Raw genomic sequence first — 22,631 nt, forward strand, 5'->3', positions numbered from 1 at the left:
GTCCCTGTCAGTGCGCGGCCGGTTCCGCCGCGGCGGCCGGTTCGGCGGCGGCCGTCTGCGCGCCCGCCTCGATGGATGCGGAAACCTGGCTGACCAGGGCCTTCACCGAGGCCGCGGTCGCATCGAAGACCGGCGCCGGATAGACACCGAAGAAGATGGTGAGCACCACCAACGGATAAATGATCGCCTTCTCGCGCGTCGAAAGGTCCAGCAGGCCCTTCAGGCTTTCCTTGGAGAGGACGCCGTAGATCACCCGACGGTAGAGCCAGAGCGCATAGGCGGCCGACAGCACCACGCCGGTCGTCGCGAACAGAGCCACCCAGGTATTCACCTGGAAGACGCCGAGCAGCGTGAGGAATTCGCCGATGAAGCCGCTGGTACCCGGCAGGCCGACATTGGCCATGGTGAAGATCAGGAACACCACGGCGTATTTCGGCATGTTGTTGACCAGCCCGCCATAGGCGGCGATCTCGCGGGTGTGCATGCGGTCGTAGATGACGCCGACGCAGAGGAACAGCGCGCCGGAGACCAGGCCATGCGACAGCATCTGGAACAGCGAACCCTGGATGCCCTCCTGGTTCATCGCGAAGATGCCCATGGTCACGTAGCCCATATGGGCGACCGACGAATAGGCGATCAGCTTCTTCATATCCTCCTGCATCAGCGCCACCAGCGAGGTGTAGATGATGGCCACCACAGAGAGGGTGAAGACAAAGGGCGCGAAATATTCGGACGCGAGCGGGAACATCGGCAGCGAGAAGCGCAGGAAGCCGTATCCGCCCATCTTCAAAAGGATCGCGGCCAGGATCACCGAACCCGCCGTCGGCGCCTCCACGTGCGCGTCGGGCAGCCAGGTGTGCACCGGCCACATCGGCATCTTCACCGCGAAGGAGGCGAAGAAGGCCAACCATAGCCATGTCTGCATGTTGGCGGGGAAGTCATGCGTCAGAAGTGTCGGGATGTCCGTTGTGCCAGCCTGCCAGTACATTGCCATGATGGCGAGCAGCATCAGCACCGAGCCGAGCAGCGTGTAGAGGAAGAATTTGAAAGAGGCATAGACGCGCCGCTTGCCGCCCCAAACGCCAATGATGATGAACATCGGGATCAGGCCGGCCTCGAAGAACACGTAGAACAGCACGAGATCCAGCGCGCAGAACACGCCGATCATCAGCGTTTCGAGCAGCAGGAACGCGATCATGTATTCCTTGACGCGCTTCTGCACCGACTCCCAGGAAGCCAGTATGCAGAGCGGCATAAGGAAGGTGGTCAGGATGACGAACAGCATCGAGATGCCGTCCACGCCCATGTGGTAGGAGATACCGCCGCCCAGCCAGTCCCGCTTTTCGACAAACTGGAAGCCTGGGTTCGAATTGTCGAAACCCGACCAGATGAACAGCGACACCAGGAAGGTCAGGCTGGTCGTCCATAGCGTCACGTTGCGGATATTGCGACGTGCCGTCTCGCCCTCGTCGCGGATGAACAGCACGAGCAGCACGCCGACCAGCGGCAGTATGGTGACCAGCGTCAGGATTGGCATGCCGGTCATTAGAAGCTGCTCCCGAGCATCATCCAGGTAACGAGCGCGGCGACGCCGATCAGCATCACGAAGGCATAGTGATAGAGGTAGCCGGTCTGCAGCTTGACCGCCTGGTTGGTGAGGTCGACGATGCGCGCCGACACGCCGTCAGGCCCGAGCCCGTCGATGACGGCGCCGTCGCCCTTCTTCCAAAGGAAGTAGCCGAGTCGCTTCGCGGGCTGCACGAACAGGAAGTCGTAGAGTTCGTCGAAATACCACTTGTTGAGCAGGAACTGGTAGAGGCCGCGATGGCGCTCCGCCAGCTTCCTGGGTGCGTCCAGGTCGCGGATGTAGAACTGCCAGGCGACCAGGAAGCCGGCGACCATCGCGATGAACGGCGAAAGCTTTGCCCAAGCCGGCACCTCGTGGATGGCGTGCAGGATGTGGTTATCCGGCAGCGTATAGAGCGCCGTCTTCCAGAACGCCTCGTAACCTTCGCCGATGAAGTAGTCGTGGAAGAACAGGCCGGCGAACAACGCGCCGGCGGCCAGCACATAAAGCGGGTACAGCATTACGTTCGGCGATTCATGCACATGGTGCATGACGTCGGCGGTGGCGCGCGGGGTGCCGTGGAAGGTCATGAAGATCAGCCGCCACGAATAGAAGCTGGTGAAGATCGCGGCCACCACCAGCAGGGTGAACGCGACTCCGGCGAAGGCATTGTGGCCGGCGAAGGCGCCCTCGATGATGGCGTCCTTGGAGAAGAAGCCGGCCGTGCCGATGATGGTGAAGGGAATGCCGACGCCGGTCAGCGCCAGCGTGCCGACGATCATCATCCAGTAGGTCTTCGGGATCAGCTTTCGCAGGCCGCCCATCTTGCGCATGTCCTGTTCGTCGGACACGGCGTGGATGACCGAGCCGGAGCCGAGGAACAGCAGCGCCTTGAAGAAGGCGTGCGTGAACAGGTGGAAGATGGCGGCGGAATAGAAGCCCATGCCGAGCGCCACGAACATGTAGCCGAGCTGCGAGCAGGTCGAATAGGCGATGACGCGCTTGATGTCGTTCTGCACCAGACCGACGGTGGCGGCGAAGAAAGCAGTGATCGCGCCGATGATCGTGACGACGAGCAGCGCGGTCTGCGAATGCTCGAACAGCGGCGAAAGCCTGGCCAGCATGAACACGCCGGCGGTCACCATGGTCGCCGCGTGGATCAGCGCCGACACAGGTGTCGGGCCTTCCATGGCGTCCGGCAGCCAGGTGTGCAGCGGCACCTGCGCCGACTTGCCCATGGCGCCCATGAACAGCAGCAGGCAGATGACGGTCAGCGCGGCATATTTGTCGAGGTGGTAGCCGAGGAAGGTCATTACCGTCTCGCCGGCTGGCGCGGCTGCGACATCCGCGCCAGGTTCTCCAGCGGCGGCGGATGCCGTTTCGGTCGCGGCGGGGGCGGCCTGCTCGGCGCCAGGTGTTGCCTCGGTGCCGACGGGCGCGGCCTCATGGCCGGCCTCGGCGGTGGCAGTGCCATGCCCTTCGCCGGTCGTCGCCTCACCGTGCACGGCGGCCGGCGCGTAATTGGCGGCGGCATTGGTGAAGATCGTGTCGAACGACACCGAGCCGAACAGCAGGAACACGCCGAAGATGCCGAGCGCGAAGCCGAAATCGCCGACGCGGTTGACGACGAAGGCCTTGATGGCCGCCGCGTTGGCCGACGGCTTCTTGTACCAGAATCCGATCAGCAAATAGGAGGCGAGACCGACGCCTTCCCAGCCGAAGAACATCTGGACGAGGTTGTCCGACGTCACCAGCATAAGCATGGCGAAGGTAAACAGGCTGAGATAGGCGAAAAAGCGCGGCCGGTGCGGGTCGTGGTGCATGTAGCCGATAGAGTAGATGTGGACCAGAGCCGACACGGTGTTGACCACCACCAGCATCACCACCGTCAGCGTATCGATGCGCAGCGCCCAGTCGGCCTGCAGGCTGCCCGAATCGATAAAGCGCAGCACCGGCACGGTGAAGGTCTCGACATCGCCGAAGCCGACGGTGAAGAAGGCGACCCAAGACAGCACCGCCGACACCACCAGCAGGCCGGAGGTGATGTATTCCGAGGTCTTGGCACCCAGCGAATTGCCGAACAGCCCGACGATCAGGAAGCCGATTAGGGGGAGGAAGACGATGGCCTGGTACATAGAAAAACCTTCGCTCAGCCCTTCATCATGTTGACGTCTTCGACCGCGATCGAGCCGCGGTTGCGGAAGAAGACGACGAGAATTGCCAAGCCGATCGCCGCCTCGGCGGCGGCCACCGTCAGCACGAACAGCGCGAACACCTGGCCGACGAGGTCGCCCAGCGCCGCCGAAAAGGCGACGAAATTGATGTTGACCGCGAGCAGGATGAGCTCGACCGACATCAGGATGACGATGACGTTCTTGCGGTTCAGAAAGATGCCGAACACGCCGAGCGTGAACAGAACAGCCGAAACGGTCAGAAAATGCGCGATACCGACTTGCATGGTCAGATGCCCTTCCCCGTCTCGACCTTCTTGATTTCGACGGCCGTGGCCGGCGTGCGCGCCACCTGCCGCGAGATGTTCTGGCGCTTGACGCCAACCTTGTGGCGCAGCGTGAGCACGATCGCGCCGATCATCGCCACCAGCAGGATCAGGCCCGCGATCTGGAAATAGTAGATGTAATCCGTGTAGAGGATATCGCCGAGCGCCGCCGTATTGTGCCTCGTCAGCACGTCGGGCGTGGGCATTGCGACGGAGGTCGCGAGGTCGGGGACGAAGGCGTAGCCGCCAAGCACGACGATCAGTTCCGCCGCCAGGATGATGCCGACCAGCGCGCCGATCGGCGCATATTGCAGCGCGCCGCTCTTCAACTCGGCGAAGTCGACGTCGAGCATCATGACGACGAACAGGAACAGCACCGCGACCGCGCCGACATAGACGACGAGCAAGATCATCGCCAGGAACTCGGCGCCGGTGAGCAGAAAGAGCGCGGCGGCGTTGAAGAAGGTGAGGATGAGATAGAGCACCGAATGCACGGGGTTGCGCGCGGAAATGACCATGAACGCCGCGGCAACCGCGACGAAGGCGAAGAGGTAGAAGAAGATCGCCTCTAGTCCGTTGAGCATTGGGTTCCCCCGGGTTCAAGTCCACGATTCCGCCCTGCCTCCGGCCGCGAAATCGCGTGTTCCTTAGACGAGCCGTTGCGGCCCGTCCATGTTTGCGCTGGGGACAGTTTACTTAATTCCGCTCTCGCCCGCTCGCCGAACGCAGCGCCCGAAGGCGGAATTAAACAAACTGTCCCCGGTTTCTGCCCGCCTACCGATACGGCGCGTCCAGATCGATGTTGCGCGCGATCTCGCGCTCCCACCGGTCGCCGTTGGCGAGCAGCTTGTCCTTGTCGTAATAGAGTTCCTCGCGCGTTTCCGTCGCAAACTCGAAATTCGGCCCCTCGACGATCGCATCGACCGGGCAGGCCTCCTGGCAGAAGCCGCAATAGATGCACTTCACCATGTCGATGTCGTAACGCACCGTGCGGCGCGTGCCGTCGTTGCGGCGCGGGCCGGCCTCGATGGTGATGGCTTGCGCCGGGCAGATCGCCTCGCAGAGCTTGCAGGCGATGCAGCGTTCCTCGCCGTTGGGATAACGACGCAGCGCGTGCTCGCCGCGAAAACGCGGGCTAACCGGCCCCTTCTCGAAGGGGTAGTTCAGCGTCGGCTTCGGCGCGAAGAACTGGCGCATCGACAGGAAGAAGGCGCCGACAAACTCCTTCAGAAGCAGGCCTTTGGCGGCTTGAGCTAAGGCTGACATCTCATTCTCCAGCAAACAGCGGGCCGACGAACCAGCCCACCAGCGGCATCAGCACGAACTGGCTGAGGCCGGTAACATTCAGAACCTTCTTCGTCTCCGGCAGATCGACCCGCGTGGCGAGAAGCCGCAGCAGATAATAATCCGCCGCTGCGATCACGAGACCCACAAGCGCGCCGATCAGCGAAGCCGACATCACGCCAACCCCGTGATCTTCAGGAAGGCGGCGACGATGACGACCATCGCCAGCGAGATCGGCAAGAACACCTTCCAGCCCAGGCGCATCAACTGGTCGTAGCGGTAGCGCGGCACGAACGCCTTCACCATGGCGAACATGAAGAACACCAGGCAGACCTTGAGCACGAACCAGATGACGCCCGGCACCCAGGTGAAGGGCGCAAAGTCGAAGGGCGGCAGCCACCCGCCGAGGAACAGCACGGTGGTCAGCGCACACATCAGCACGATGGCAACGTATTCGCCGAGGAAGAACAGCAGGAACGGCGTCGACGAATATTCGATCATGTGGCCGGCGACGAGTTCCGATTCGGCCTCGACAAGGTCGAACGGCGGCCGGTTGGTCTCAGCCAGCGCCGAGATGAAGAACACGACGAACATCGGGAACAACGCCAGCCAGTGCCAGTCGAGGAAAGTGTTGGGCAGACCGATCATCGTGCCGATGCCATCCTTCTGCGACAGCACGATGTCGGAAAGGTTGAGCGAGCCGACGCAGAGCAGCACGGTGACGATGACGAAGCCGATGGAAACCTCGTAGGACACCATCTGCGCGGCCGAGCGCAGCGCGCCGAGGAACGGATATTTCGAGTTCGACGCCCAGCCGCCCATGATGACGCCGTAGACTTCCAGCGACGAGATGGCGAAGACGTAGAGGATGCCGACATTGATGTTGGCGATGGCCCAGCCGTCGCTGATCGGGATCACCGCCCATGTGGCCAGCGCAAGTGCTGCCGACACCACCGGGGCCAGCAGAAAAATACCCTTGTTGGCGCCGGACGGGATGACCGGCTCCTTGAACACGAATTTCAAAAGGTCGGCGAAGGACTGCAGCAGCCCCCAGGGACCGACAACGTTCGGGCCGCGGCGAAGCTGCACCGCCGCCCAGATTTTCCGGTCGGCATAGAGAAGATAAGCCACGAAGATCAGCAGGACGACCAGCAGCACGACCGACTTGATCAGGATGATCAGCGCGGGCAGCACGTAGATTGTGAGGAAGGATTCCATCGGGCTTGCCTATTCCGCTGCCTGCTTGAAGCCGCCCTTGGCGAGCGCCGAGCATTCCGCCATCACGGCCGAAGCCCGGGCGATCGGGTTGGTCAGATAAAAATCCTCGACCGGCGACACGAACGCCGCCTTGCCGAGCGCGCCGCCGAGCTTCGCCGCATTCGCCACGTCTTCGGCGCTGCCCGCAAAAATCTCGTCGATCTCGGCCAGATGCGGATGCGCCGCGTGCAGTTTCGCCCGGAGCTGCGCCAGCGAATCGAAGGGCAGCTTCTTGCCGAGCACATCGGAGAGCGCGCGCAGGATCGCCCAGTCTTCGCGGGCGTCGCCCGGCGCGAAACCGGCGCGGCTCGTCTGTTGCACGCGGCCCTCGGTGTTGACGTAGGTGCCCGATTTTTCGGTGTAGGCGGCAGCCGGCAGGATGACGTCGGCGCGGTGTGCGCCCTTGTCGCCATGCGTGCCGATATAGACGACGAAGGCGCTGCCGGCTTTCGACAGGTCGACTTCATCGGCACCCAGCAGGAACAGAACGTCCGTGCCGCTGAGCATGCCTGCCACATCCTTGCCGCCCTCGCCCGGCACGAAGCCGATGTCGAGGCCGCCGACACGCGCCGCCGCGTTGTGCAGCACCGCAAAGCCGTTCCAGCTCTCGGCGATCGCGCCGACGGAGGTTGCAAGTTGCGCGGCCAGCGCGAGGACCGCCGCGCCGTCGCCTCGCGACAATGCGCCCTGCCCGACGATGATCAGCGGGTGTTTGGCGTTCTTCAGCACCTCGAAGAACTTTCCGTTGCCGGCGGCGAGATCCTTCAGCGTGTCGGGGCCGGCGCCGAGCACTTCATGCGGATAGCGCAGGTCGACCGCTTCGCCGATGACGGCGACCGGGAACGGTCCGGCCATGCGCGAGCGCTTGCGGATGCGGGCGTTCAGCACCGATGCCTCGTAGCGCGGGTTTGCGCCGATGATCAGCACGGCGTCGGCCTGCTCGATGCCTTCGATGGTCGGGTTGAAGATATAGCTGCCGCGCCCGAGCGACGGGTCGAGTGCGGCACCGTCCTGCCGGCAGTCGATGTTCTTCGAGCCCAGCGATTCGGCCAGCAGTTTCAGCGCATACATCTCCTCGACAGCTGCGAGGTCGCCGGCAATCGCGCCGATCCTGTCGCCGCTGGTCTTGGCAACGGCGGCCTTGATCGCCGAAAAAGCTTCGGGCCAGGTGGCGGCGGCGAGCTTGCCGTTGCGACGCACATAGGGCCGGTCGAGGCGCTGCGTGCGCAAGCCATCCCAGATGAAGCGGCTCTTGTCGGAAATCCACTCCTCGTTCACCTGCTCGTTGACGCGCGGCATGATGCGCATCACCTCGCGGCCGCGGCTATCGACGCGGATGGCCGAGCCGACCGCGTCCATGACGTCGATCGATTCGGTCTTGGTCAGTTCCCAGGGCCGCGCCGTGAAAGCGAAGGGTTTCGAGGTCAGCGCGCCGACCGGGCAGAGGTCGATGACGTTGCCCTGCAGTTCAGAAGTCATCGCCTGTTCGAGATAGGTGGTGATCTCGGCGTCCTCGCCGCGGCCGATCAGGCCAAGCTCGGAAATACCGGCCACCTCGGTGGTGAAGCGGACGCACCGCGTACAGTGGATACAGCGGTTCATGATCGTCTTGACCAGCGGGCCGATATATTTGTCCTCGACCGCGCGCTTGTTCTCCTTGTAACGCGAGGAGTCCACGCCGAAGGCCATGGCCTGGTCCTGCAGGTCGCACTCGCCACCCTGGTCGCAGATCGGGCAGTCGAGCGGATGGTTGATGAGCAGGAACTCCATCACGCCTTCCCTGGCCTTCTTGACCATCGGCGTGTTGGTGAACATCTCCGGCAATTCGCCGTTCGGACCGGGGCGCAGGTCGCGCACGCCCATGGCGCAGCTCGCCTGGGGCTTGGGCGGTCCGCCCTTCACCTCGATCAGGCACATGCGGCAGTTGCCGGCGATCGACAGCCGCTCGTGGAAGCAGAAGCGCGGCACTTCCGCGCCCGCTTCCTCCGCCGCCTGCAGCAGCGTGTAGTGGTCGGGTACCTCGATCTCTTTCCCGTCGACCTTGAGCTTTGCCATTATCTGTCCCCGGCGGTGTTCGCCGCTTCATACGCCTTGAAAAGATCGCTGACCTTGACGCCGTCGATCGTCATGCCCGCGAGCAGCGCGTTCTCTATCTTCACATTGCTCATGTTCACATTGCTGAAATGCGCGCCCGAAAGGTTGGCGTCGGCGACGCGCACATTGCTCAGCAATACCTTCTCGAATGCCGCCGCCGAGAGGTTGGCGTTGTGGAAATGGCTGTTCGACAGGTTCGCGTCGTCAAAACGGGAATTCGCCACCGAGGCGTTCTTCACGTCGAGCACGTCGCGTTTGTCGTGAACCTCCATCGCCTTACCTTCCGTCACTGCTTCGCGCCGGCCAGCGCCGCCGCCTGACCGATCCAGCCGTCGCGGTCGATCCGGCCCTTGAAGCCGAGCGTATCGTCAACCCAGGCGACTTCCGATGCGCCCCAGCCGGCTATCTGCGCATAGGTCCAGATACCGAGGCCATTCAGCACCTGCTCCAGCTTTGGGCCGACACCGGAGATCGCCTTCAAATCGTCCGGCGCGTCAGGTTTTTCCGTCGGGGTCGGCTTGCTTGGCGACACAGGCGAAGTTTCAGCGACAACAGGCGGAAGCTCCGTGACAGCCGGCGGAGCGTCCGGCAAAGCCAGCGCCGTCTTCGACTGCGCGGCCGCTGTTTCAGCCACCTCGGGTGCATCCACGACTTGAGGAGCCTCGGCCGCCAGAGGCGCGGCCTCGTCGACGATCGGCTCGGCCTTCTCGATCCGTGCTTCGGCTTCAGTCACCAGTTGCTCAATAGCAACGACCGGCTGAATTTCCGTAGACGGAGCAACTGACTTTGCAGCCTTTCGGCCGCCAGCCCGGGCGGGCTTCGGCTCGGCTTCGGGAACAGCTTCCGCCTTAGGAGGCGTTTCGACGATGCGCAGACCCTTTTCCGCCTTTTGGGCAACCAGCTTTGACGGTCCGACATCGCTGACCGCCGGCGCGGCACCGACCTCTGCGATCAGCGACGATGCGGCAGCCTTGGCGCGCTTTTGAGGCGTCCGCGCCGCGTCGCGGAACTCGTCCGCGGAGACATATTCGTCAAAGGCGAAGGAGAACATGCGTTGCGAGGTAACTGTCGCACCCGACAGCACGCCGAACCATGCGCCGGCAGCTTGGCTCGCAAAGCCGATGCCAAGCGCCGACATCGCTGCCACGCCGGCGAGCGGATGCGCCATCAGATTGATGGTACCGGCGAACTCGGCCGGCATCAGCGCTTTCGTCTCCTTCATCATTTCGTCCAGCATCGCCCCGCTCGGCATCAGTTCGTCAGGAATGGAAAACATCGACATCGGCTTGCTCCTTCGGTTCCGGATTTCGCCCGTCTCGCTGTCCCTCAGTGTTTCCGCCTTGGCCGTCTTTTTCTCGTCAAATCAATGCGATCGTTCGATCGGTTCGCTCCGCATCTCTCCTATTCCGCCGCGACCAGCACCGGCTCGGCGCGATGCGCGTTGCGGGTAAACTCGTCGATGCGCCGCTCGATCTCCGGGCGGAAGTTGCGGATCAGGCCCTGGATCGGCCAAGCGGCCGCGTCACCCAGCGCGCAGATCGTGTGGCCCTCGATCTGCTTGGTGACGTCGAGCAGCATGTCGATCTCGCGCTTCTGCGCCTCGCCGCGCACCAGCCGCTCCATCACCCGCCACATCCAGCCCGTGCCCTCGCGGCATGGCGTGCACTGGCCACAGCTCTCATGCTTGAAGAAATAGGCGAGCCGCGCGATCGCCTTCACGATATCCGTCGACTTGTCCATGACGATGACGGCCGCCGTGCCGAAGGACGACTTCTTCTCGCGCATGCCGTCGAAATCCATGATGGCATCGGCCATGTCCTCGCCCTTGATCACCGGGCAGGACGCGCCCCCGGGAATGACGGCCAGCAGATTGTCCCAGCCGCCGCGCACGCCGCCGCCATGCTTTTCCACCAGTTCGCGGAAGGTGATGCCCATCGCCTCCTCGACCGTGCACGGCGTGTTCACATGCCCGACCAGCATGAACAGTTTCGTGCCTACATTGTTTGCCCGGCCGATCGACGAGAACCATGCCGCGCCGCGCCGCAAAATGGTCGGCGCCACGGCGATCGACTCAACGTTGTTTACGGTGGTCGGGCAACCGTAGAGGCCCATATTCGCGGGGAAAGGCGGCTTGAGACGCGGCTGGCCCTTCTTGCCCTCGAGGCTTTCTAGCAGGGCCGTCTCCTCGCCGCAGATATAGGCGCCGGCGCCGTGGTGCACGTAGATCTCGAAATCGTAGCCGTTCTTGTTGTTCTTGCCGATCAGGCCGGCATCATAAGCTTCGTCGATGGCGCGCTGCAGCGCCTCGCGCTCGCGGATGAACTCGCCACGCACATAGATGTAGGCGGCGATCGCGCCCATGGCGAAGCCGGCCAGCAGGCAGCCTTCGACCAGCGTGTGCGGATCGTGGCGAAGAATGTCGCGGTCCTTGCACGTACCGGGTTCCGATTCATCGGCGTTGACGACGAGGTAGCTCGGGCGGCCGTCGCTCTGCTTGGGCATGAACGACCATTTCAGCCCTGTCGGGAAGCCCGCGCCGCCGCGCCCGCGCAGCCCTGACGCCTTCATCTCGTTGACGATCCAGTCGCGGCCCTTGTCGATGATCGCCTTGGTGCCGTCCCAGGCGCCGCGCGACATCGCGCCTTTCAGCGACCGGTCGAATTGCCCGTAGATGTTGGTGAAGATGCGGTCTTTGTCCTGAAGCATTTTTCGTCCCTCAGACCGGCTTCTTGCCGAAGACGCGGATGTATTCGGCGACGCCGCCCTTGGCCAGCGCCTTGGCCTGCTTCACCCAGTCTTCACGCTCGATGCGACCGTGGAACGACAGGTAACCGTCGACCCACTCGCGCTCCGCCTTCTTCCACGACGCCACCTGCGCGTAGGTGTAGATGCCGAGCGAATGCAAAATGCCTTCGATCTTCGGGCCGACGCCTGAGATCAACTGAAGATCGTCAACGGCAGCCGGCTTCTCGATGCCCGCCGGACGGTTCTTGTCCTCCAGCGAAGGTTTCGCCGAACCAGCCTTGGCTTTCGGCGCGGCGCTTCCCTGCTTCGCCTCGGGAGCCTTGAATGCTGCGGCAGGCTCGCTGCGCGGTGTGCGCGCGCTGCGTTGCTTCTCGGTCTTCTCCACAGCCGGCGAAGCCTGGTTGGCGTTGGCAACCGAATGTGCGGGCGCGGCAACACTCGCCGCCTTCTCGCCGTTGACGCTCGCCTTCTCCGGTGAGGGCGTCTTCAGCGCGGGGCTGGTTTCCGGCGCGTCGGTCTTCGGCTTGGCCGCCTGCGATGGCGGCACCGTCGCGGCATCGGCGACCGGCGCGGCCGCGGCAGCCTTGGCTGCCGCTTCCCGAGCCTCGCGGTCGCGGGTCGTCTTCAGGACTGCCACTTCGTCGTTCAGGCTGGAAAAGCCCGAAATCGGCGCGGAATAGACGCGCTCGACCTGCGGCCCGGGCTTGACGCTGTCGCCCTTGCCGCTTTCGAATGCATCGATGATCTCGGCCAAACGTTCCGGCGTCAGATCCTCGTAGGTATCCTTGAACACCATCACCATCGGCGCATTCACGCAGGCGCCGAGGCATTCGACTTCCTCCCAGGACAGCGTGCCGTTGTCGTTCAGGTGGAACTGGTCGTGATGGATTTTCGAGCGGCAGACATCCATCAGCTCTTCCGCGCCGCGCAGCATGCAGGGCGTCGTTCCGCAGACCTGAATGTGGGCCTTCGAACCCACAGGCTTCAGCTGGAACTGCGTGTAGAAAGTCGCGACTTCCAGCACGCGGATCAGCGGCATTTCGAGCATCTGGCTGACGTGCTCGATGGCCGCCTTGCTTACCCAGCCTTCCTGGTCCTGCGCCAGCATCAGCAGCGGGATGACCGCCGACTGCTGCCGGCCTTCCGGATATTTTTTGATCCACGTCCTGGCCTCGTCAGTCATCGCCTCGTTGAAGGCGAAAGTGGCGGGCTGGACGCTGGCTTCTGCGAGACGGCGGACGGACATTCAGACAAACCTCAACGCACGGGCTTGCAATATTGCGTAACGATTTCAGCCGATTGTGGTGTCTCAGCCACGAAGCACATCATCAGCTTGTCGTCGTCGTTCTCCAAGAGGAGACCGGGACCGGCATTGGACGGGAAAACGCCGACCACCTCGTAGCCCTGCTTGAGCAGGGTTTCGACCGTAGGCTTGTCCTGCGCGATGGCTGGCACGGCGAGCAGCGAAAGGGCGGCAGCCAATAGCAGCGTTCTCACCTGTCCACCTCCCCGAACACGATGTCGAGCGAGCCCAGAATGGCAGACACGTCGGCCAGCATGTGGCCGCGGCAGAGGAAATCCATCGCCTGCAGATGCGCGAAGCCGGGGGCGCGGAGCTTGCAGCGATACGGCTTGTTGGTGCCGTCGGAGACCAGATAGACGCCGAACTCGCCCTTCGGCGCCTCCACCGCCGCATACACCTCGCCGGCCGGCACGTGATAGCCTTCCGTATAGAGCTTGAAATGGTGGATCAGCGCTTCCATGGAGCGCTTCATGGCCGGCCGCTTCGGCGGCACGACCTTGCCGTCGGTATTCGACACAGGTCCGTTGCTATCCTTGCCCAGTAGCCGGTCGACACACTGGCGCATGATTCTTGCCGACTGCCGCATCTCCTCCATGCGGATCACCTGGCGGTCGTAGTTGTCACCATTCTTGCCGACCGGAATGTCGAATTCCATCTCCGGATAACATTCGTAGGGCTGGCTTTTGCGCAGGTCCCAGGCGGCACCCGAGCCGCGCACCATCACGCCTGAAAAACCCCAGGCCCAGGCGTCGTCGAGCGACACGACGCCGATATCGACATTGCGCTGCTTGAAGATGCGGTTCTCGATGAACAGTTCCGTGAGATCATCCACCGTCTTCAGGAACGGATCGATCCACTTGCCGATATCCTCGACCAGCTTTTGCGGCAGGTCCTGGTGCACGCCGCCTGGCCGGAAATAGGCGGCATGCATGCGTGCGCCGCAGGCCCGCTCGTAGAACACCATGAGCTTCTCGCGCTCTTCGAAACCCCAAAGCGGCGGGGTGAGCGCTCCGACATCCATCGCCTGCGTGGTGACGTTGAGCAGATGCGACAGGATGCGGCCGATCTCGGAATAGAGCACGCGGATCAACTGGCCACGGATGGGCACCTCGATGCCGAGCAGACGCTCGACGGCAAGCGCGAAGGCGTGCTCCTGGTTCATCGGCGCGACATAGTCGAGGCGGTCGAAATACGGTACGGCCTGAAGATAGGTCTTAGCCTCGATCAGCTTTTCGGTGCCGCGATGCAGCAGGCCGATATGCGGATCGACGCGGTCGACCACTTCGCCGTCGAGTTCGAGCACGAGGCGCAAAACACCATGCGCTGCAGGGTGTTGAGGCCCGAAGTTAATGTTAAAATTGCGTACCGACGTTTCGGCCATAATACGCCTCAGTTCGTCTTGGCTTTTTCGTCACCCGGCAGCACGTAGTCCGTGCCTTCCCATGGCGACATGAAGTCGAAATTGCGGAATTCCTGCTTGAGCTCCACCGGCTCGTAGACGACGCGTTTCGCCTCGTCGTCGTAGCGCACCTCGACGAAACCCGTCAGCGGAAAGTCCTTGCGCAGCGGATGCCCTTCGAAACCGTAATCGGTGAGGATGCGGCGCAGGTCCGGATGGTCGGAGAACAGGATGCCGTAGAGATCGTAGGCCTCGCGCTCGAACCAGTCGGCGCCGGGATAGACGGCGGTGGCCGACGGCACCATCGTCTCCTCGTCGGCCTGCACCTTGACGCGGATGCGCAGGTTCTGACGCGGCGACAGGAGGTGATAGACCACGTCAAACCGTTTTGCCCGCGACGGATAATCTGCGCCGCAGATATCGATGACCGACACGAATTGGCACTGCACATCGTTCTTCAGGAACGACAGCACCTCGACGATGTTCGCCGCCTCGACCGACAGCGTCAACTCGCCATAGGCGACGATGGCCTTGTCCAGCCGTCCACCCAGCTTCTCCGACAAATAGGCCGAGAGATCGTTAAGCGCTTCGCTCATTCGGATCACCGTTCGATCGTGCCGGTGCGGCGGATCTTCTTCTGCAGCAACAAAATGCCGTAGAGCAACGCTTCCGCCGTCGGCGGGCAGCCCGGCACGTAGATGTCGACCGGCACCACGCGGTCGCAGCCGCGCACCACCGAATAGGAATAGTGATAATAGCCGCCGCCATTGGCACAGGAGCCCATGGAGATGACGTAGCGTGGCTCAGGCATCTGGTCGTAAACCTTGCGGAGCGCCGGCGCCATCTTGTTGGTCAGCGTGCCTGCGACGATCATCACGTCCGACTGGCGTGGGCTCGCGCGCGGCGCGATGCCGAAGCGCTCGGCGTCGTAGCGCGGCATGGAGATGTGCATCATCTCGACCGCGCAGCAGGCCAGGCCGAAGGTCATCCACATCAGTGAGCCGGTGCGCGCCCAGGTGATCAGCGCCTCGGACGAGGTGACGATGAAACCTTTGTCGGACAACTCATTGTTGAGCTCGCCGAAGAAAACGTCGTCGGAACCTACCGGCTTGCCGGTGTTCGGATCGATGATGCCCTTCGGCCTTGGCGCGACGAGCGTTGCGGAAGCGTCGTTCAATCCCATTCCAACGCTCCTTTTTTCCACTCATAGACGAAGCCGATGGTCAGCACGGCCAGGAAAATCATCATCGACCAGAAGCCGAGCATGCCGATCTGGCCGAACGAAACCGCCCATGGAAACAGGAAGGCCACTTCGAGGTCGAAGATGATGAACAGGATCGACACCAGATAGAAGCGAATGTCGAACTTCATGCGCGCATCGTCGAACGAATTGAATCCGCACTCATAGGCCGACAGCTTCTCCGGGTCGGGGTTGCGGTGGGCGACCAGATAGGGCGCAACCACCAGCGCGACCGGGATGGCGATCGACACGGCGAGAAATATGACGACGGGAAGATAGGAACTGAGTAGTCCGTCCATGCTCCGGCCTTCCGTTTGCGATCCTGACTGGTCCGATCATAGCACGGAACGGGAGGCTGGGACCGCGACAGTCTGACCCGATCGGCCAGCGCCCGAAAACCTTGCTGCGATGCGGCGAGGGTTAGCGCAGGCAGTGGGGCGAAGCAAGCCGAACCTTGGCGAATTCGCGGCATGTATCAACCACATATGCTGTCAGGATGATGACGCGGGCCGGTGGACGAATGGCGAAGCGCCCGTCCATATGGTGCAGCGCCGAAAAAAGCTCCGACAAACACCAACAAACACCGCCGGAATGCAGATGAAGGAAAAGATCTCTCTTGCTCTTGCCCGCCGTGTCGCCATTGCCGCGCAGGGCCTTGCCGACCCGCGTCCGGAAGGGCCGATCACACGCCGGCATTTGACAAAAACGCTCGACCGGCTGGGCCTGCTGCAGATGGATTCCGTCAGCGCGGTGGTGCGCGCGCATTATATGCCGCTGTTCTCCCGCCTAGGCCCGTACCCGATGGCGCTGCTCGACGACGCCGCAGCACCAGGCAGGAAACGCATGCTGTTCGAATACTGGGCGCACGAGGCTTCGCTGCTGCCGCTGGAAAGCTGGCCGCTGATGCGCTGGCGCATGGAGCGGGCGAACGCCAATGACGACATGGAGATCTACAAGGGCCTTGCCCGCTGGGCCGACGACAAGATGCCGTTCATCGAGGAGGTTTTGCAGGAGGTCAAGGCGCGCGGCCCGATCGCCGCCTCCGACATCGACGGCGCCAAGGGCAAGGGCGGCTGGTGGGGCTGGAGCGATGAAAAGCACGCCTTCGAATGGCTGTTCTGGGCGGGCCGGATAACCACCGCCTCGCGCCGCGGTTTCGAGCGGCTCTATGACCTGCCCGAGCGCGTGCTGCCCAAGGAAGTCTTCGACCGCCCCGACATTCCGGCGGCCGAAGCGCATCGCGAATTGCTGCTGAGGTCGGCCCGCGCGCTCGGCATCGCCACCTATGGCGACCTGCGCGACTATTATCGCCTGTCGCCCGGGGATGTGAAGGGCCGCCTGGAGGAACTGGTCGAATCGGGCGACCTGCTTCCGGTCTCGGTCGAGGGCTGGAAAAACCCGGCCTATCTCCATTCAGGTACCCGGCTGCCGCGAAAGGTCGAGGCGCGCGCCCTGCTGGCGCCGTTCGATCCGCTGGTGTGGGAGCGCGCCCGCTCCGAACGGCTGTTCGATTTCCACTACCGCATCGAGATTTATACGCCGGCCGAGAAGCGGCAGTTCGGTTATTACGTGCTGCCCTTCCTGCTCGGCGACACCATTGTCGGGCGTGTCGACATGAAAGCTGATCGCCCGGCCGACGTGCTGCGCGTTCTGGCGGCCTACGCCCAACCGGGAGCACCGCCGAACGCGGCCGAGGAACTGGCGGCGGAAATAGAGCTGATGCGCGGCTGGCTGGGGCTGGAGCGGACCGAGATCACGCCGGCGGGCGAACTTGGCCCGGCGCTACGCGACATCCATGGTCGCGCGGCTGCGTTGACAGGCTCGGCCACGGGGGCCTAAATCATGGCCGACGGTCCCTTCCCCGCAACGGGAAGGGCTAAGAGGGAACGCGGTGCGGGTTTGGGCCCAACTCCGCGGCTGTCCCCGCAACTGTAAGCGGTTAGCCCGCGCCGAAGGCCACTGGATGAAAAATCCGGGAAGGCGGCGCGAGGCGCAGGAGCCGCGAGCCAGGAGACCTGCCGTCAGCCTAGAAATCCAAAAGTCCGGCGGGTGACCCGGACGAGGAGTATCGTTTGGACCAGACCGCCTTCTTCCCGGCGACGACTGCCGAGCCATCCGCCGATACCGGCGTGACGCTGGTCGTCTGCTCATCCTGCCGCGACGCGACCGGTTCCGACGCCCGCCCACGTCCCGGCGAAATTCTTGGCGACCGCGTGCGCGAGATCGCGCATGGCGAAGGCATTGCCGTGCGCCAGTTGGAATGCCTCGGCAACTGCAAGCGCCGCCTCAGCGCCGCAATGCTGCGCGACAACTGCTGGAGCTACGTGTTCGGCGACCTCACCGTCGACAACGCGTCCAACCTCGTTGCCGGCGCAAAACTGTTCGCCACCTCGCAGGACGGCCTGCTGCCCTGGCGCGGCCGCCCCGACTGCCTGAAACGCGGGCTTGTCGCCCGCATCCCGCCCGCTTCGTTGCTCAAGGACCTTTCATGACCACTTCGCTTGCCCGAACACCCTGCACCGTCGTCACCGGCTTCCTCGGCGCCGGCAAGACGACGATGATCCGCCACATCCTCGAAAACGCCGGCGGCCGGCGGCTGGCGCTGATTGTCAACGAGTTCGGCGATGTCGGCATCGACGGCGAAATCCTGAAGGGTTGCGGCGTCGACGCCTGCCCGGAGGAAAACATCATCGAACTCGCCAATGGCTGCCTGTGCTGCACCGTGGCCGACGATTTCGTGCCGGCGCTCGACCAGATCCTCGCCAAGGAGCCGAAGGTCGACCACATCATCATCGAGACTTCCGGGCTGGCCCTGCCAAAACCGCTGGTGCAGGCGTTCCAATGGCCGACGGTGAAGAGCCGCGTGACCGTCGACGGCGTAGTTGCGGTCGTCGATGGCCCGGCGCTCGCCGCCGGAAAAGTCGCCAACGACATGGAGGCGCTTGCCGCCCAGCGTGCCGCGGACTCCACTCTCGACCACGATGATCCGGTCGAGGAAGTGTTCGAGGATCAGGTCGCCTGCGCCGATCTGGTGATCCTGTCCAAGAGCGACCTGATGAACACCGAGGCGGCGAGCAAGGCCAAAAGCCTGATCGACGAACATCTTTCGCGCGCCGTGAAGGTGGTGCCGACGGCGCAGGGCCGCGTCGATCCTTCCGTGCTGCTCGGGCTTGGGCTCGCCGTCGAGGACGACATCGAGAACAGAAAGACCCATCACGACGGCGAACTCGACCACGAACACGACGATTTCGATTCCTTTATCGTCGAGTTGCCGAAGGTTGCGGACGCCGAGGAGTTGGCTCGGCGCATTTCGGCCGCCGCCGAGAGCGAGAATGTGCTGCGCATGAAGGGTTTTATTGCGGTCGACAACAAGCCGATGCGGCTTCTGGTGCAGGCCGTCGGCCCGCGCGTCAACCACTATTACGACCGCCCCTGGACCGCAGACGACGACCGCCGCTCGCGGCTGGTGGTGATCGGATTGAAGGGGCTCAACCGGGCGAAGGTCGAAAAGATACTCGTCGGATAGCGCGAAGCCTATGCACATCCTGCCCACAACATCCGCTTCGCTCGACGATCTCGTCGAGCCGGTCGACCTTGACCAATCGCCGGCGGATATCGCGGCGCTGTCCTTCACCGACAGCGACCTGGCTGCGATCGCCTCGGCCTGGCGGCGGGGTGGCGACGCGCTGCCGTCGATGCGGCTCGCCCCGCTGCGCGACCTGCGCCACCCGATGTCGGTCGACCTCTGGATCGAGAAGGCCGCGTCACACGCAAAAGTCATCCTGGTGCGCATCCTCGGCGGCTATGACTGGTGGCGCTACGGCTGCGACCAGCTTGCAGCGCTGGCCCGCGCCAAAAACATCGGGCTGGCGATGCTGCCCGGCGAATGCCGCGAGCAGGACGAGCGGCTGGTCGAGAGCTCAACGCTGCCGCGCGCCGAACTCGACGCACTCTTGGCGCTGTTTCGCGAAGGCGGGCCGGGCAACATGGACGTGCTGGTTCGCCGGCTTGTAGGACTGGCGCGTGGCGAGGAGACTGCTGCTGCGCCGGTCGTTTTACCGAGAGCGGGATTCTACTTTCTCAGAGGGGAGCTCGCCAGGCGCACCGCTCTCTCCCCTCTTGAGGGGGAGATGTCGGCGAAGCCGACAGAGGGGGTTGGTAAAGGAAGCGCTCGGCATAGGGAAACGCCGAGCACTGCAGAGCGGACCCCACCCGGCCCTTCGGGCCGTCCTTCGGCCCCCCTCAAGGGGGAGGGAAACCCCGTCGTCCCCATCCTGTTCTACCGTTCGATGCTGCTCGCCGACGACGTCGCCCCTATCGACGCTCTCTGCGCGGCGCTTTCGGCAAAAAACATCCGGCCGGTGCCGATCTTCGTCTCCAGCCTGAAGGACGCCGAATCCGTCGCCTTCGTCGAAACGGCAATCGCTGACCTGAAACCCGCGGCAATCATCACCGCCACCGCTTTCGCGGTCGGCGCGGAACCGGGCGCCGACACGCTGTTCGACCGCGCCGGCGTGCCGGTGTTCCAGGTGATCGTCGCCACCACCCGCCGCGAGGCTTGGGAGAAGAATCCGCGCGGCCTCGCGCCCGCCGACCTCGCCATGCATGTTGTCATGCCGGAACTCGACGGCCGCGTTCTCGCCGGAGCAATCTCATTCAAGGCGCCAAGCGCGGCCAACCAGGAGCTGGGTTTCACCGCGCAGACGAACACGCCGGAACCAGACCGCGTCGAGCAGGTCGCGGCGCGCATTGCAGCATTCCTGCGGCTTGCCGACACGCCGCGCGAAAACCGGCGTCTCGCCATCATCATCCCCGACTATCCTTCGGCGCCAGGCCGCACCGGCTACGCCGTCGGCCTCGACGTGCCGGCCAGCGTGCTCGCAATGCTGCGCGACGTGAAGGACGCCGGATATTGTGTTGATTCGATTCCCGAATCGCCACGCGCGATGCTGGATCTGTTGGAGCGCGGTGGCCATAGCCTGACGCTGGACGAATATCGGCGGATGGCGGATGGTTTGCCGGCCGGGGCGATGGCTGCGGTCGAGGCTGCGTGGGGCGATGCGGCGGAGGATGCAGTTGTGATTGACGGCGGCTCGCGCTCTATGTCGCCCCCCTCTGTCCTGCTGGGCATCTCCCCCACAAGGGGGGAGATTGCGCTGGCCGCTTTGGTTTCGCCAATCACCCACGTTGCAGAAGAGGCTGCGTCGCCGACACTGCCAATCTCCCCCCTCGTGGGGGAGATGTCCGGCAGGACAGAGGGGGGCACTGCAGGGCGCCAACATTACCTGGATGCCTCTAGCGTTGGGTCTTTCCCCTTCCGCGCCGCGCGTTTCGGCAACGTCACCGTCGCCCTTGCCCCGGATCGCGGCCGCTCAGCCGACCGCCGCGCGGACTATCATGACGCGGCGCTGCCGCCGCGCCACGCGCTGTTGGCCTTCGGCCTGTGGCTGCGCGAATCGCTCGGCGTCCACGCACTGATCCATGTCGGCGCCCACGGCACGCTGGAATGGCTGCCGGGAAAAACCGTGGCCCTGAGCCAGAACTGCTTCCCCGAAATCGTCACCGGCGCCCTGCCCGTCGTCTATCCCTTCATCGTCAGCAATCCGGGCGAGGCGGCGCAGGCCAAGCGCCGTATAGCCGCGGTGACGCTCGGCCATCTGCCGCCGCCAATGACCAGCGCTGGCCTCGACGCGGAAAAACAAAAGCTGGAGCGGCTGGTCGACGAATATGCGCAGGCCGATGGTCTCGACCGCCGCCGCCGCGACCGGCTGGCGAAACTGATCGTCGAGACCGCGTCGAAATCCGGCCTCGCCGCCGAGGCCGGCGTGGCGAATACCGACGCCCCGGACGAGGCGCTCCGCCGCATCGACGCCTGGCTCTGCGACCTCAAAGATTTTGCCGTCAAGGACGGACTGCATATTTACGGCCGCCCCGCTTCCGGCGAGACGGACCAGCTACGCATTGCCAGCGCCCAGGCAGAGCGCGAAAACCTGCTCGCCGCGCTCGGCGGCCGCCATGTCCGCGCCGGGCCGGCCGGCGCGCCGGCGCGCGGCCGCACCGACGTGCTGCCCACCGGCCGCAACCTCTTCACCGCCGATCCGCGCACCATGCCGATGCCGACCGCCTTCGATCTCGGCAAGGCGGCCGCCGAGGAGGTGCTGCGCCGCTATCTGCAGGATCACGGAGACTGGCCGCGCGCATTGGTTCTCGACCTGTGGGGCAGCGCCTCGCTGCGCACCGGCGGCGAGGAGATCGCCCAGGGCCTTGCGCTGATGGGCTGCCGTCCGCAATGGGACGCCGCCACCGGCCGCGTCACCGGCATCGAGGTGTTGCCGCCGGCCCTGCTGGGCCGCCCCCGCATCGACGTCACGTGGCGGATTTCCGGCCTGTTCCGCGACATGTTCCCGACGCAGATCGCGCTGATGGACGCCGCCGCGCGTGCCGTCTCCGCTTGCCACGAGGATGTCGCCGACAATCCGCTCGCCGCCGAGACGCGAGCCGCCGGCAAGACGCCCGCCCGCATCTTTGGCTCCTCGCCGGGCACCTACGGTTCCGGTGTCGAGGACGTTCTTTCGCGCGGCGACTGGAACGCGCGGGAAGAAATCGGAAGGGCCTATCTCGAAAGCGCCTCGCACGCTTTTGGCGGCGCCGAGGGCGAAGCGGTAGCAGCCCCCGGCGACTTCGCCGGCCGCCTCGCTGAGGCCGACCTGCTGGTCCACACCGGCGACGACGCGACCCGCGACATTCTCGAAGGCTCGGCCGATGTGGCCTTCATCGGCGGCTTTTCGGCGGCACTTGCGGCGCTCGGAAAGAACGCCGACGTGATCGTGCTCGACACGACCGATCCGGCAAGACCCCGGCCACGCTCGGTGACCGAAGCCGTGACCCGCGTCGTGCGGGCACGTGCGACAAACCCGATCTTCATCGAGGGCCAGATGCGGCACGGGCCGCGCGGCGCCTCCGAATTCGCCGAGACGGTCGATCGGCTTGTCGGTTTTGCCGAAACCACCAACGCTATCCCAGGCACGCTGATCGAGGCCGTACACGACGCCTATCTCGGCGATCCGCGCGTCCGCGATTTCCTGCTGCGCGAAAATCCGTCCGCTGCCCGCTTCATCGCCGAGCGTTTTGCCGCCGCGCGCCGGCGCGGCCTCTGGCATCCGCTCCGAAACTCGGTCGACGACGATCTTGCCGCGCTGATGGCGGAAGCCGCACCGCAGGCCGCGGAATGAACGCCCCTCTCAA

Annotated in this window: 21 protein-coding genes and 1 riboswitch; of the genes, 4 read left to right on the top strand and 17 right to left on the bottom strand. The window is 64.2% G+C overall.

Translation table 11 applies throughout. From position 1 onward, the window contains the following. Window positions 1-7: 7 nt before the first annotated feature. The 17 genes from ABMA59_RS16960 to ABMA59_RS17040 all read right to left on the bottom strand — a co-directional run bounded on the left by ABMA59_RS16960 (window position 8) and on the right by ABMA59_RS17040 (window position 15,685). Window positions 8-1,546 (bottom strand): NADH-quinone oxidoreductase subunit M, encoded by a 1,539-nt coding sequence (locus tag ABMA59_RS16960; protein WP_349006560.1) that lies wholly within the window; start codon window positions 1,544-1,546, stop codon window positions 8-10. After that, on the bottom strand, window positions 1,546-3,702 hold the full coding sequence (gene nuoL, locus ABMA59_RS16965; protein WP_349006561.1) for an NADH-quinone oxidoreductase subunit L: 2,157 nt from the start codon (window positions 3,700-3,702) through the stop codon (window positions 1,546-1,548). Before nuoL ends, ABMA59_RS16960 begins: the two co-directional genes overlap by 1 nt. Before the next feature lie 14 nt (window positions 3,703-3,716). Further along, window positions 3,717-4,025 (bottom strand): NADH-quinone oxidoreductase subunit NuoK, encoded by a 309-nt coding sequence (nuoK, locus tag ABMA59_RS16970; protein ID WP_349006562.1) that lies wholly within the window; start codon window positions 4,023-4,025, stop codon window positions 3,717-3,719. A gap of 2 nt (window positions 4,026-4,027) precedes the next feature. After that, window positions 4,028-4,648, bottom strand: coding sequence for an NADH-quinone oxidoreductase subunit J (locus tag ABMA59_RS16975; RefSeq protein ID WP_349006563.1), 621 nt, complete (start codon window positions 4,646-4,648; stop codon window positions 4,028-4,030). Window positions 4,649-4,838: 190 nt separating this feature from the next. Next, window positions 4,839-5,330 carry an NADH-quinone oxidoreductase subunit NuoI gene (nuoI, locus tag ABMA59_RS16980; protein ID WP_349006564.1) on the bottom strand — a complete coding sequence of 164 codons (492 nt, stop codon included), beginning with the start codon at window positions 5,328-5,330 and terminating at the stop codon, window positions 4,839-4,841. Between the two features lies 1 nt (window position 5,331). Continuing rightward, on the bottom strand, window positions 5,332-5,523 hold the full coding sequence (locus ABMA59_RS16985) for a hypothetical protein (RefSeq protein WP_349006566.1): 192 nt from the start codon (window positions 5,521-5,523) through the stop codon (window positions 5,332-5,334). Beyond that, complete coding sequence (gene nuoH, locus ABMA59_RS16990) at window positions 5,523-6,566, bottom strand: NADH-quinone oxidoreductase subunit NuoH (protein ID WP_349006567.1); 1,044 nt, start codon at window positions 6,564-6,566, stop codon at window positions 5,523-5,525. Before nuoH ends, ABMA59_RS16985 begins: the two co-directional genes overlap by 1 nt. 9 nt (window positions 6,567-6,575) lie before the next feature. Then, window positions 6,576-8,660 (bottom strand): NADH-quinone oxidoreductase subunit NuoG, encoded by a 2,085-nt coding sequence (gene nuoG / locus ABMA59_RS16995; RefSeq protein WP_349006568.1) that lies wholly within the window; start codon window positions 8,658-8,660, stop codon window positions 6,576-6,578. Beyond that, window positions 8,660-8,971 (bottom strand): pentapeptide repeat-containing protein, encoded by a 312-nt coding sequence (locus ABMA59_RS17000; RefSeq protein WP_349006569.1) that lies wholly within the window; start codon window positions 8,969-8,971, stop codon window positions 8,660-8,662. The genes nuoG and ABMA59_RS17000 overlap by 1 nt, the downstream gene beginning before the upstream one ends. Window positions 8,972-8,985: 14 nt before the next feature. Continuing rightward, on the bottom strand, window positions 8,986-9,981 hold the full coding sequence (locus tag ABMA59_RS17005; protein WP_349006570.1) for an NADH-quinone oxidoreductase subunit E: 996 nt from the start codon (window positions 9,979-9,981) through the stop codon (window positions 8,986-8,988). A gap of 119 nt (window positions 9,982-10,100) precedes the next feature. Next, the gene (gene nuoF, locus ABMA59_RS17010) at window positions 10,101-11,405 is read right to left on the bottom strand and encodes an NADH-quinone oxidoreductase subunit NuoF (RefSeq protein ID WP_349006571.1); all 1,305 of its coding nucleotides are present in this window, start codon (window positions 11,403-11,405) and stop codon (window positions 10,101-10,103) included. Window positions 11,406-11,415: 10 nt separating this feature from the next. Continuing rightward, the gene (locus ABMA59_RS17015; RefSeq protein ID WP_349006572.1) at window positions 11,416-12,690 is read right to left on the bottom strand and encodes an NADH-quinone oxidoreductase subunit E; all 1,275 of its coding nucleotides are present in this window, start codon (window positions 12,688-12,690) and stop codon (window positions 11,416-11,418) included. Window positions 12,691-12,701: 11 nt separating this feature from the next. Continuing rightward, window positions 12,702-12,941, bottom strand: a complete 240-nt coding sequence (locus ABMA59_RS17020) for a hypothetical protein (RefSeq protein WP_349006573.1) — start codon at window positions 12,939-12,941, stop codon at window positions 12,702-12,704. Continuing rightward, window positions 12,938-14,128 (bottom strand): NADH-quinone oxidoreductase subunit D, encoded by a 1,191-nt coding sequence (locus ABMA59_RS17025; protein WP_349006574.1) that lies wholly within the window; start codon window positions 14,126-14,128, stop codon window positions 12,938-12,940. The genes ABMA59_RS17020 and ABMA59_RS17025 overlap by 4 nt, the downstream gene beginning before the upstream one ends. An 8-nt stretch (window positions 14,129-14,136) precedes the next feature. Further along, a complete protein-coding gene (locus ABMA59_RS17030) occupies window positions 14,137-14,742 on the bottom strand; it encodes an NADH-quinone oxidoreductase subunit C (protein ID WP_349006575.1) in 606 nt (201 codons plus the stop codon). Between the two features lie 5 nt (window positions 14,743-14,747). After that, the gene (locus ABMA59_RS17035) at window positions 14,748-15,329 is read right to left on the bottom strand and encodes a NuoB/complex I 20 kDa subunit family protein (RefSeq protein WP_308056703.1); all 582 of its coding nucleotides are present in this window, start codon (window positions 15,327-15,329) and stop codon (window positions 14,748-14,750) included. Next, the gene (locus tag ABMA59_RS17040) at window positions 15,320-15,685 is read right to left on the bottom strand and encodes an NADH-quinone oxidoreductase subunit A (RefSeq protein ID WP_349006576.1); all 366 of its coding nucleotides are present in this window, start codon (window positions 15,683-15,685) and stop codon (window positions 15,320-15,322) included. Before ABMA59_RS17040 ends, ABMA59_RS17035 begins: the two co-directional genes overlap by 10 nt. Before the next feature lie 298 nt (window positions 15,686-15,983). Here ABMA59_RS17040 and ABMA59_RS17045 point away from each other — a divergent pair, with 298 nt between their 5' ends. The 4 genes from ABMA59_RS17045 to ABMA59_RS17060 all read left to right on the top strand — a co-directional run bounded on the left by ABMA59_RS17045 (window position 15,984) and on the right by ABMA59_RS17060 (window position 22,618). Beyond that, on the top strand, window positions 15,984-17,225 hold the full coding sequence (locus ABMA59_RS17045; protein WP_349006577.1) for a winged helix-turn-helix domain-containing protein: 1,242 nt from the start codon (window positions 15,984-15,986) through the stop codon (window positions 17,223-17,225). Continuing rightward, window positions 17,220-17,423, top strand: a riboswitch (cobalamin riboswitch). It overlaps the preceding gene by 6 nt. Window positions 17,424-17,458: 35 nt before the next feature. Next, a complete protein-coding gene (locus ABMA59_RS17050; RefSeq protein ID WP_349006578.1) occupies window positions 17,459-17,878 on the top strand; it encodes a DUF1636 family protein in 420 nt (139 codons plus the stop codon). Beyond that, window positions 17,875-18,912, top strand: a complete 1,038-nt coding sequence (cobW, locus tag ABMA59_RS17055) for a cobalamin biosynthesis protein CobW (RefSeq protein WP_349006579.1) — start codon at window positions 17,875-17,877, stop codon at window positions 18,910-18,912. Before ABMA59_RS17050 ends, cobW begins: the two co-directional genes overlap by 4 nt. A gap of 10 nt (window positions 18,913-18,922) precedes the next feature. Then, complete coding sequence (locus tag ABMA59_RS17060) at window positions 18,923-22,618, top strand: cobaltochelatase subunit CobN (RefSeq protein ID WP_349006580.1); 3,696 nt, start codon at window positions 18,923-18,925, stop codon at window positions 22,616-22,618. The last annotated feature ends 13 nt before the right edge of the window (window positions 22,619-22,631 follow it).

This window comes from Mesorhizobium yinganensis (assembly GCF_040081985.1).
Classification (GTDB): Bacteria; Pseudomonadota; Alphaproteobacteria; order Rhizobiales; family Rhizobiaceae; genus Kumtagia; species Kumtagia yinganensis.

Coding starts and splice junctions, on each gene's coding strand:
- ABMA59_RS16960 (WP_349006560.1), bottom strand. CDS start 1,546: ATGACCGGCATGCCAATCCTGACGCTGGTCACCATACTGCCGCTGGTC.
- nuoL (WP_349006561.1), bottom strand. CDS start 3,702: ATGTACCAGGCCATCGTCTTCCTCCCCCTAATCGGCTTCCTGATCGTC.
- nuoK (WP_349006562.1), bottom strand. CDS start 4,025: ATGCAAGTCGGTATCGCGCATTTTCTGACCGTTTCGGCTGTTCTGTTC.
- ABMA59_RS16975 (WP_349006563.1), bottom strand. CDS start 4,648: ATGCTCAACGGACTAGAGGCGATCTTCTTCTACCTCTTCGCCTTCGTC.
- nuoI (WP_349006564.1), bottom strand. CDS start 5,330: ATGTCAGCCTTAGCTCAAGCCGCCAAAGGCCTGCTTCTGAAGGAGTTT.
- ABMA59_RS16985 (WP_349006566.1), bottom strand. CDS start 5,523: ATGTCGGCTTCGCTGATCGGCGCGCTTGTGGGTCTCGTGATCGCAGCG.
- nuoH (WP_349006567.1), bottom strand. CDS start 6,566: ATGGAATCCTTCCTCACAATCTACGTGCTGCCCGCGCTGATCATCCTG.
- nuoG (WP_349006568.1), bottom strand. CDS start 8,660: ATGGCAAAGCTCAAGGTCGACGGGAAAGAGATCGAGGTACCCGACCAC.
- ABMA59_RS17000 (WP_349006569.1), bottom strand. CDS start 8,971: ATGGAGGTTCACGACAAACGCGACGTGCTCGACGTGAAGAACGCCTCG.
- ABMA59_RS17005 (WP_349006570.1), bottom strand. CDS start 9,981: ATGTCGATGTTTTCCATTCCTGACGAACTGATGCCGAGCGGGGCGATG.
- nuoF (WP_349006571.1), bottom strand. CDS start 11,405: ATGCTTCAGGACAAAGACCGCATCTTCACCAACATCTACGGGCAATTC.
- ABMA59_RS17015 (WP_349006572.1), bottom strand. CDS start 12,690: ATGTCCGTCCGCCGTCTCGCAGAAGCCAGCGTCCAGCCCGCCACTTTC.
- ABMA59_RS17025 (WP_349006574.1), bottom strand. CDS start 14,128: ATGGCCGAAACGTCGGTACGCAATTTTAACATTAACTTCGGGCCTCAA.
- ABMA59_RS17030 (WP_349006575.1), bottom strand. CDS start 14,742: ATGAGCGAAGCGCTTAACGATCTCTCGGCCTATTTGTCGGAGAAGCTG.
- ABMA59_RS17035 (WP_308056703.1), bottom strand. CDS start 15,329: ATGGGATTGAACGACGCTTCCGCAACGCTCGTCGCGCCAAGGCCGAAG.
- ABMA59_RS17040 (WP_349006576.1), bottom strand. CDS start 15,685: ATGGACGGACTACTCAGTTCCTATCTTCCCGTCGTCATATTTCTCGCC.
- ABMA59_RS17045 (WP_349006577.1), top strand. CDS start 15,984: ATGAAGGAAAAGATCTCTCTTGCTCTTGCCCGCCGTGTCGCCATTGCC.
- cobW (WP_349006579.1), top strand. CDS start 17,875: ATGACCACTTCGCTTGCCCGAACACCCTGCACCGTCGTCACCGGCTTC.
- ABMA59_RS17060 (WP_349006580.1), top strand. CDS start 18,923: ATGCACATCCTGCCCACAACATCCGCTTCGCTCGACGATCTCGTCGAG.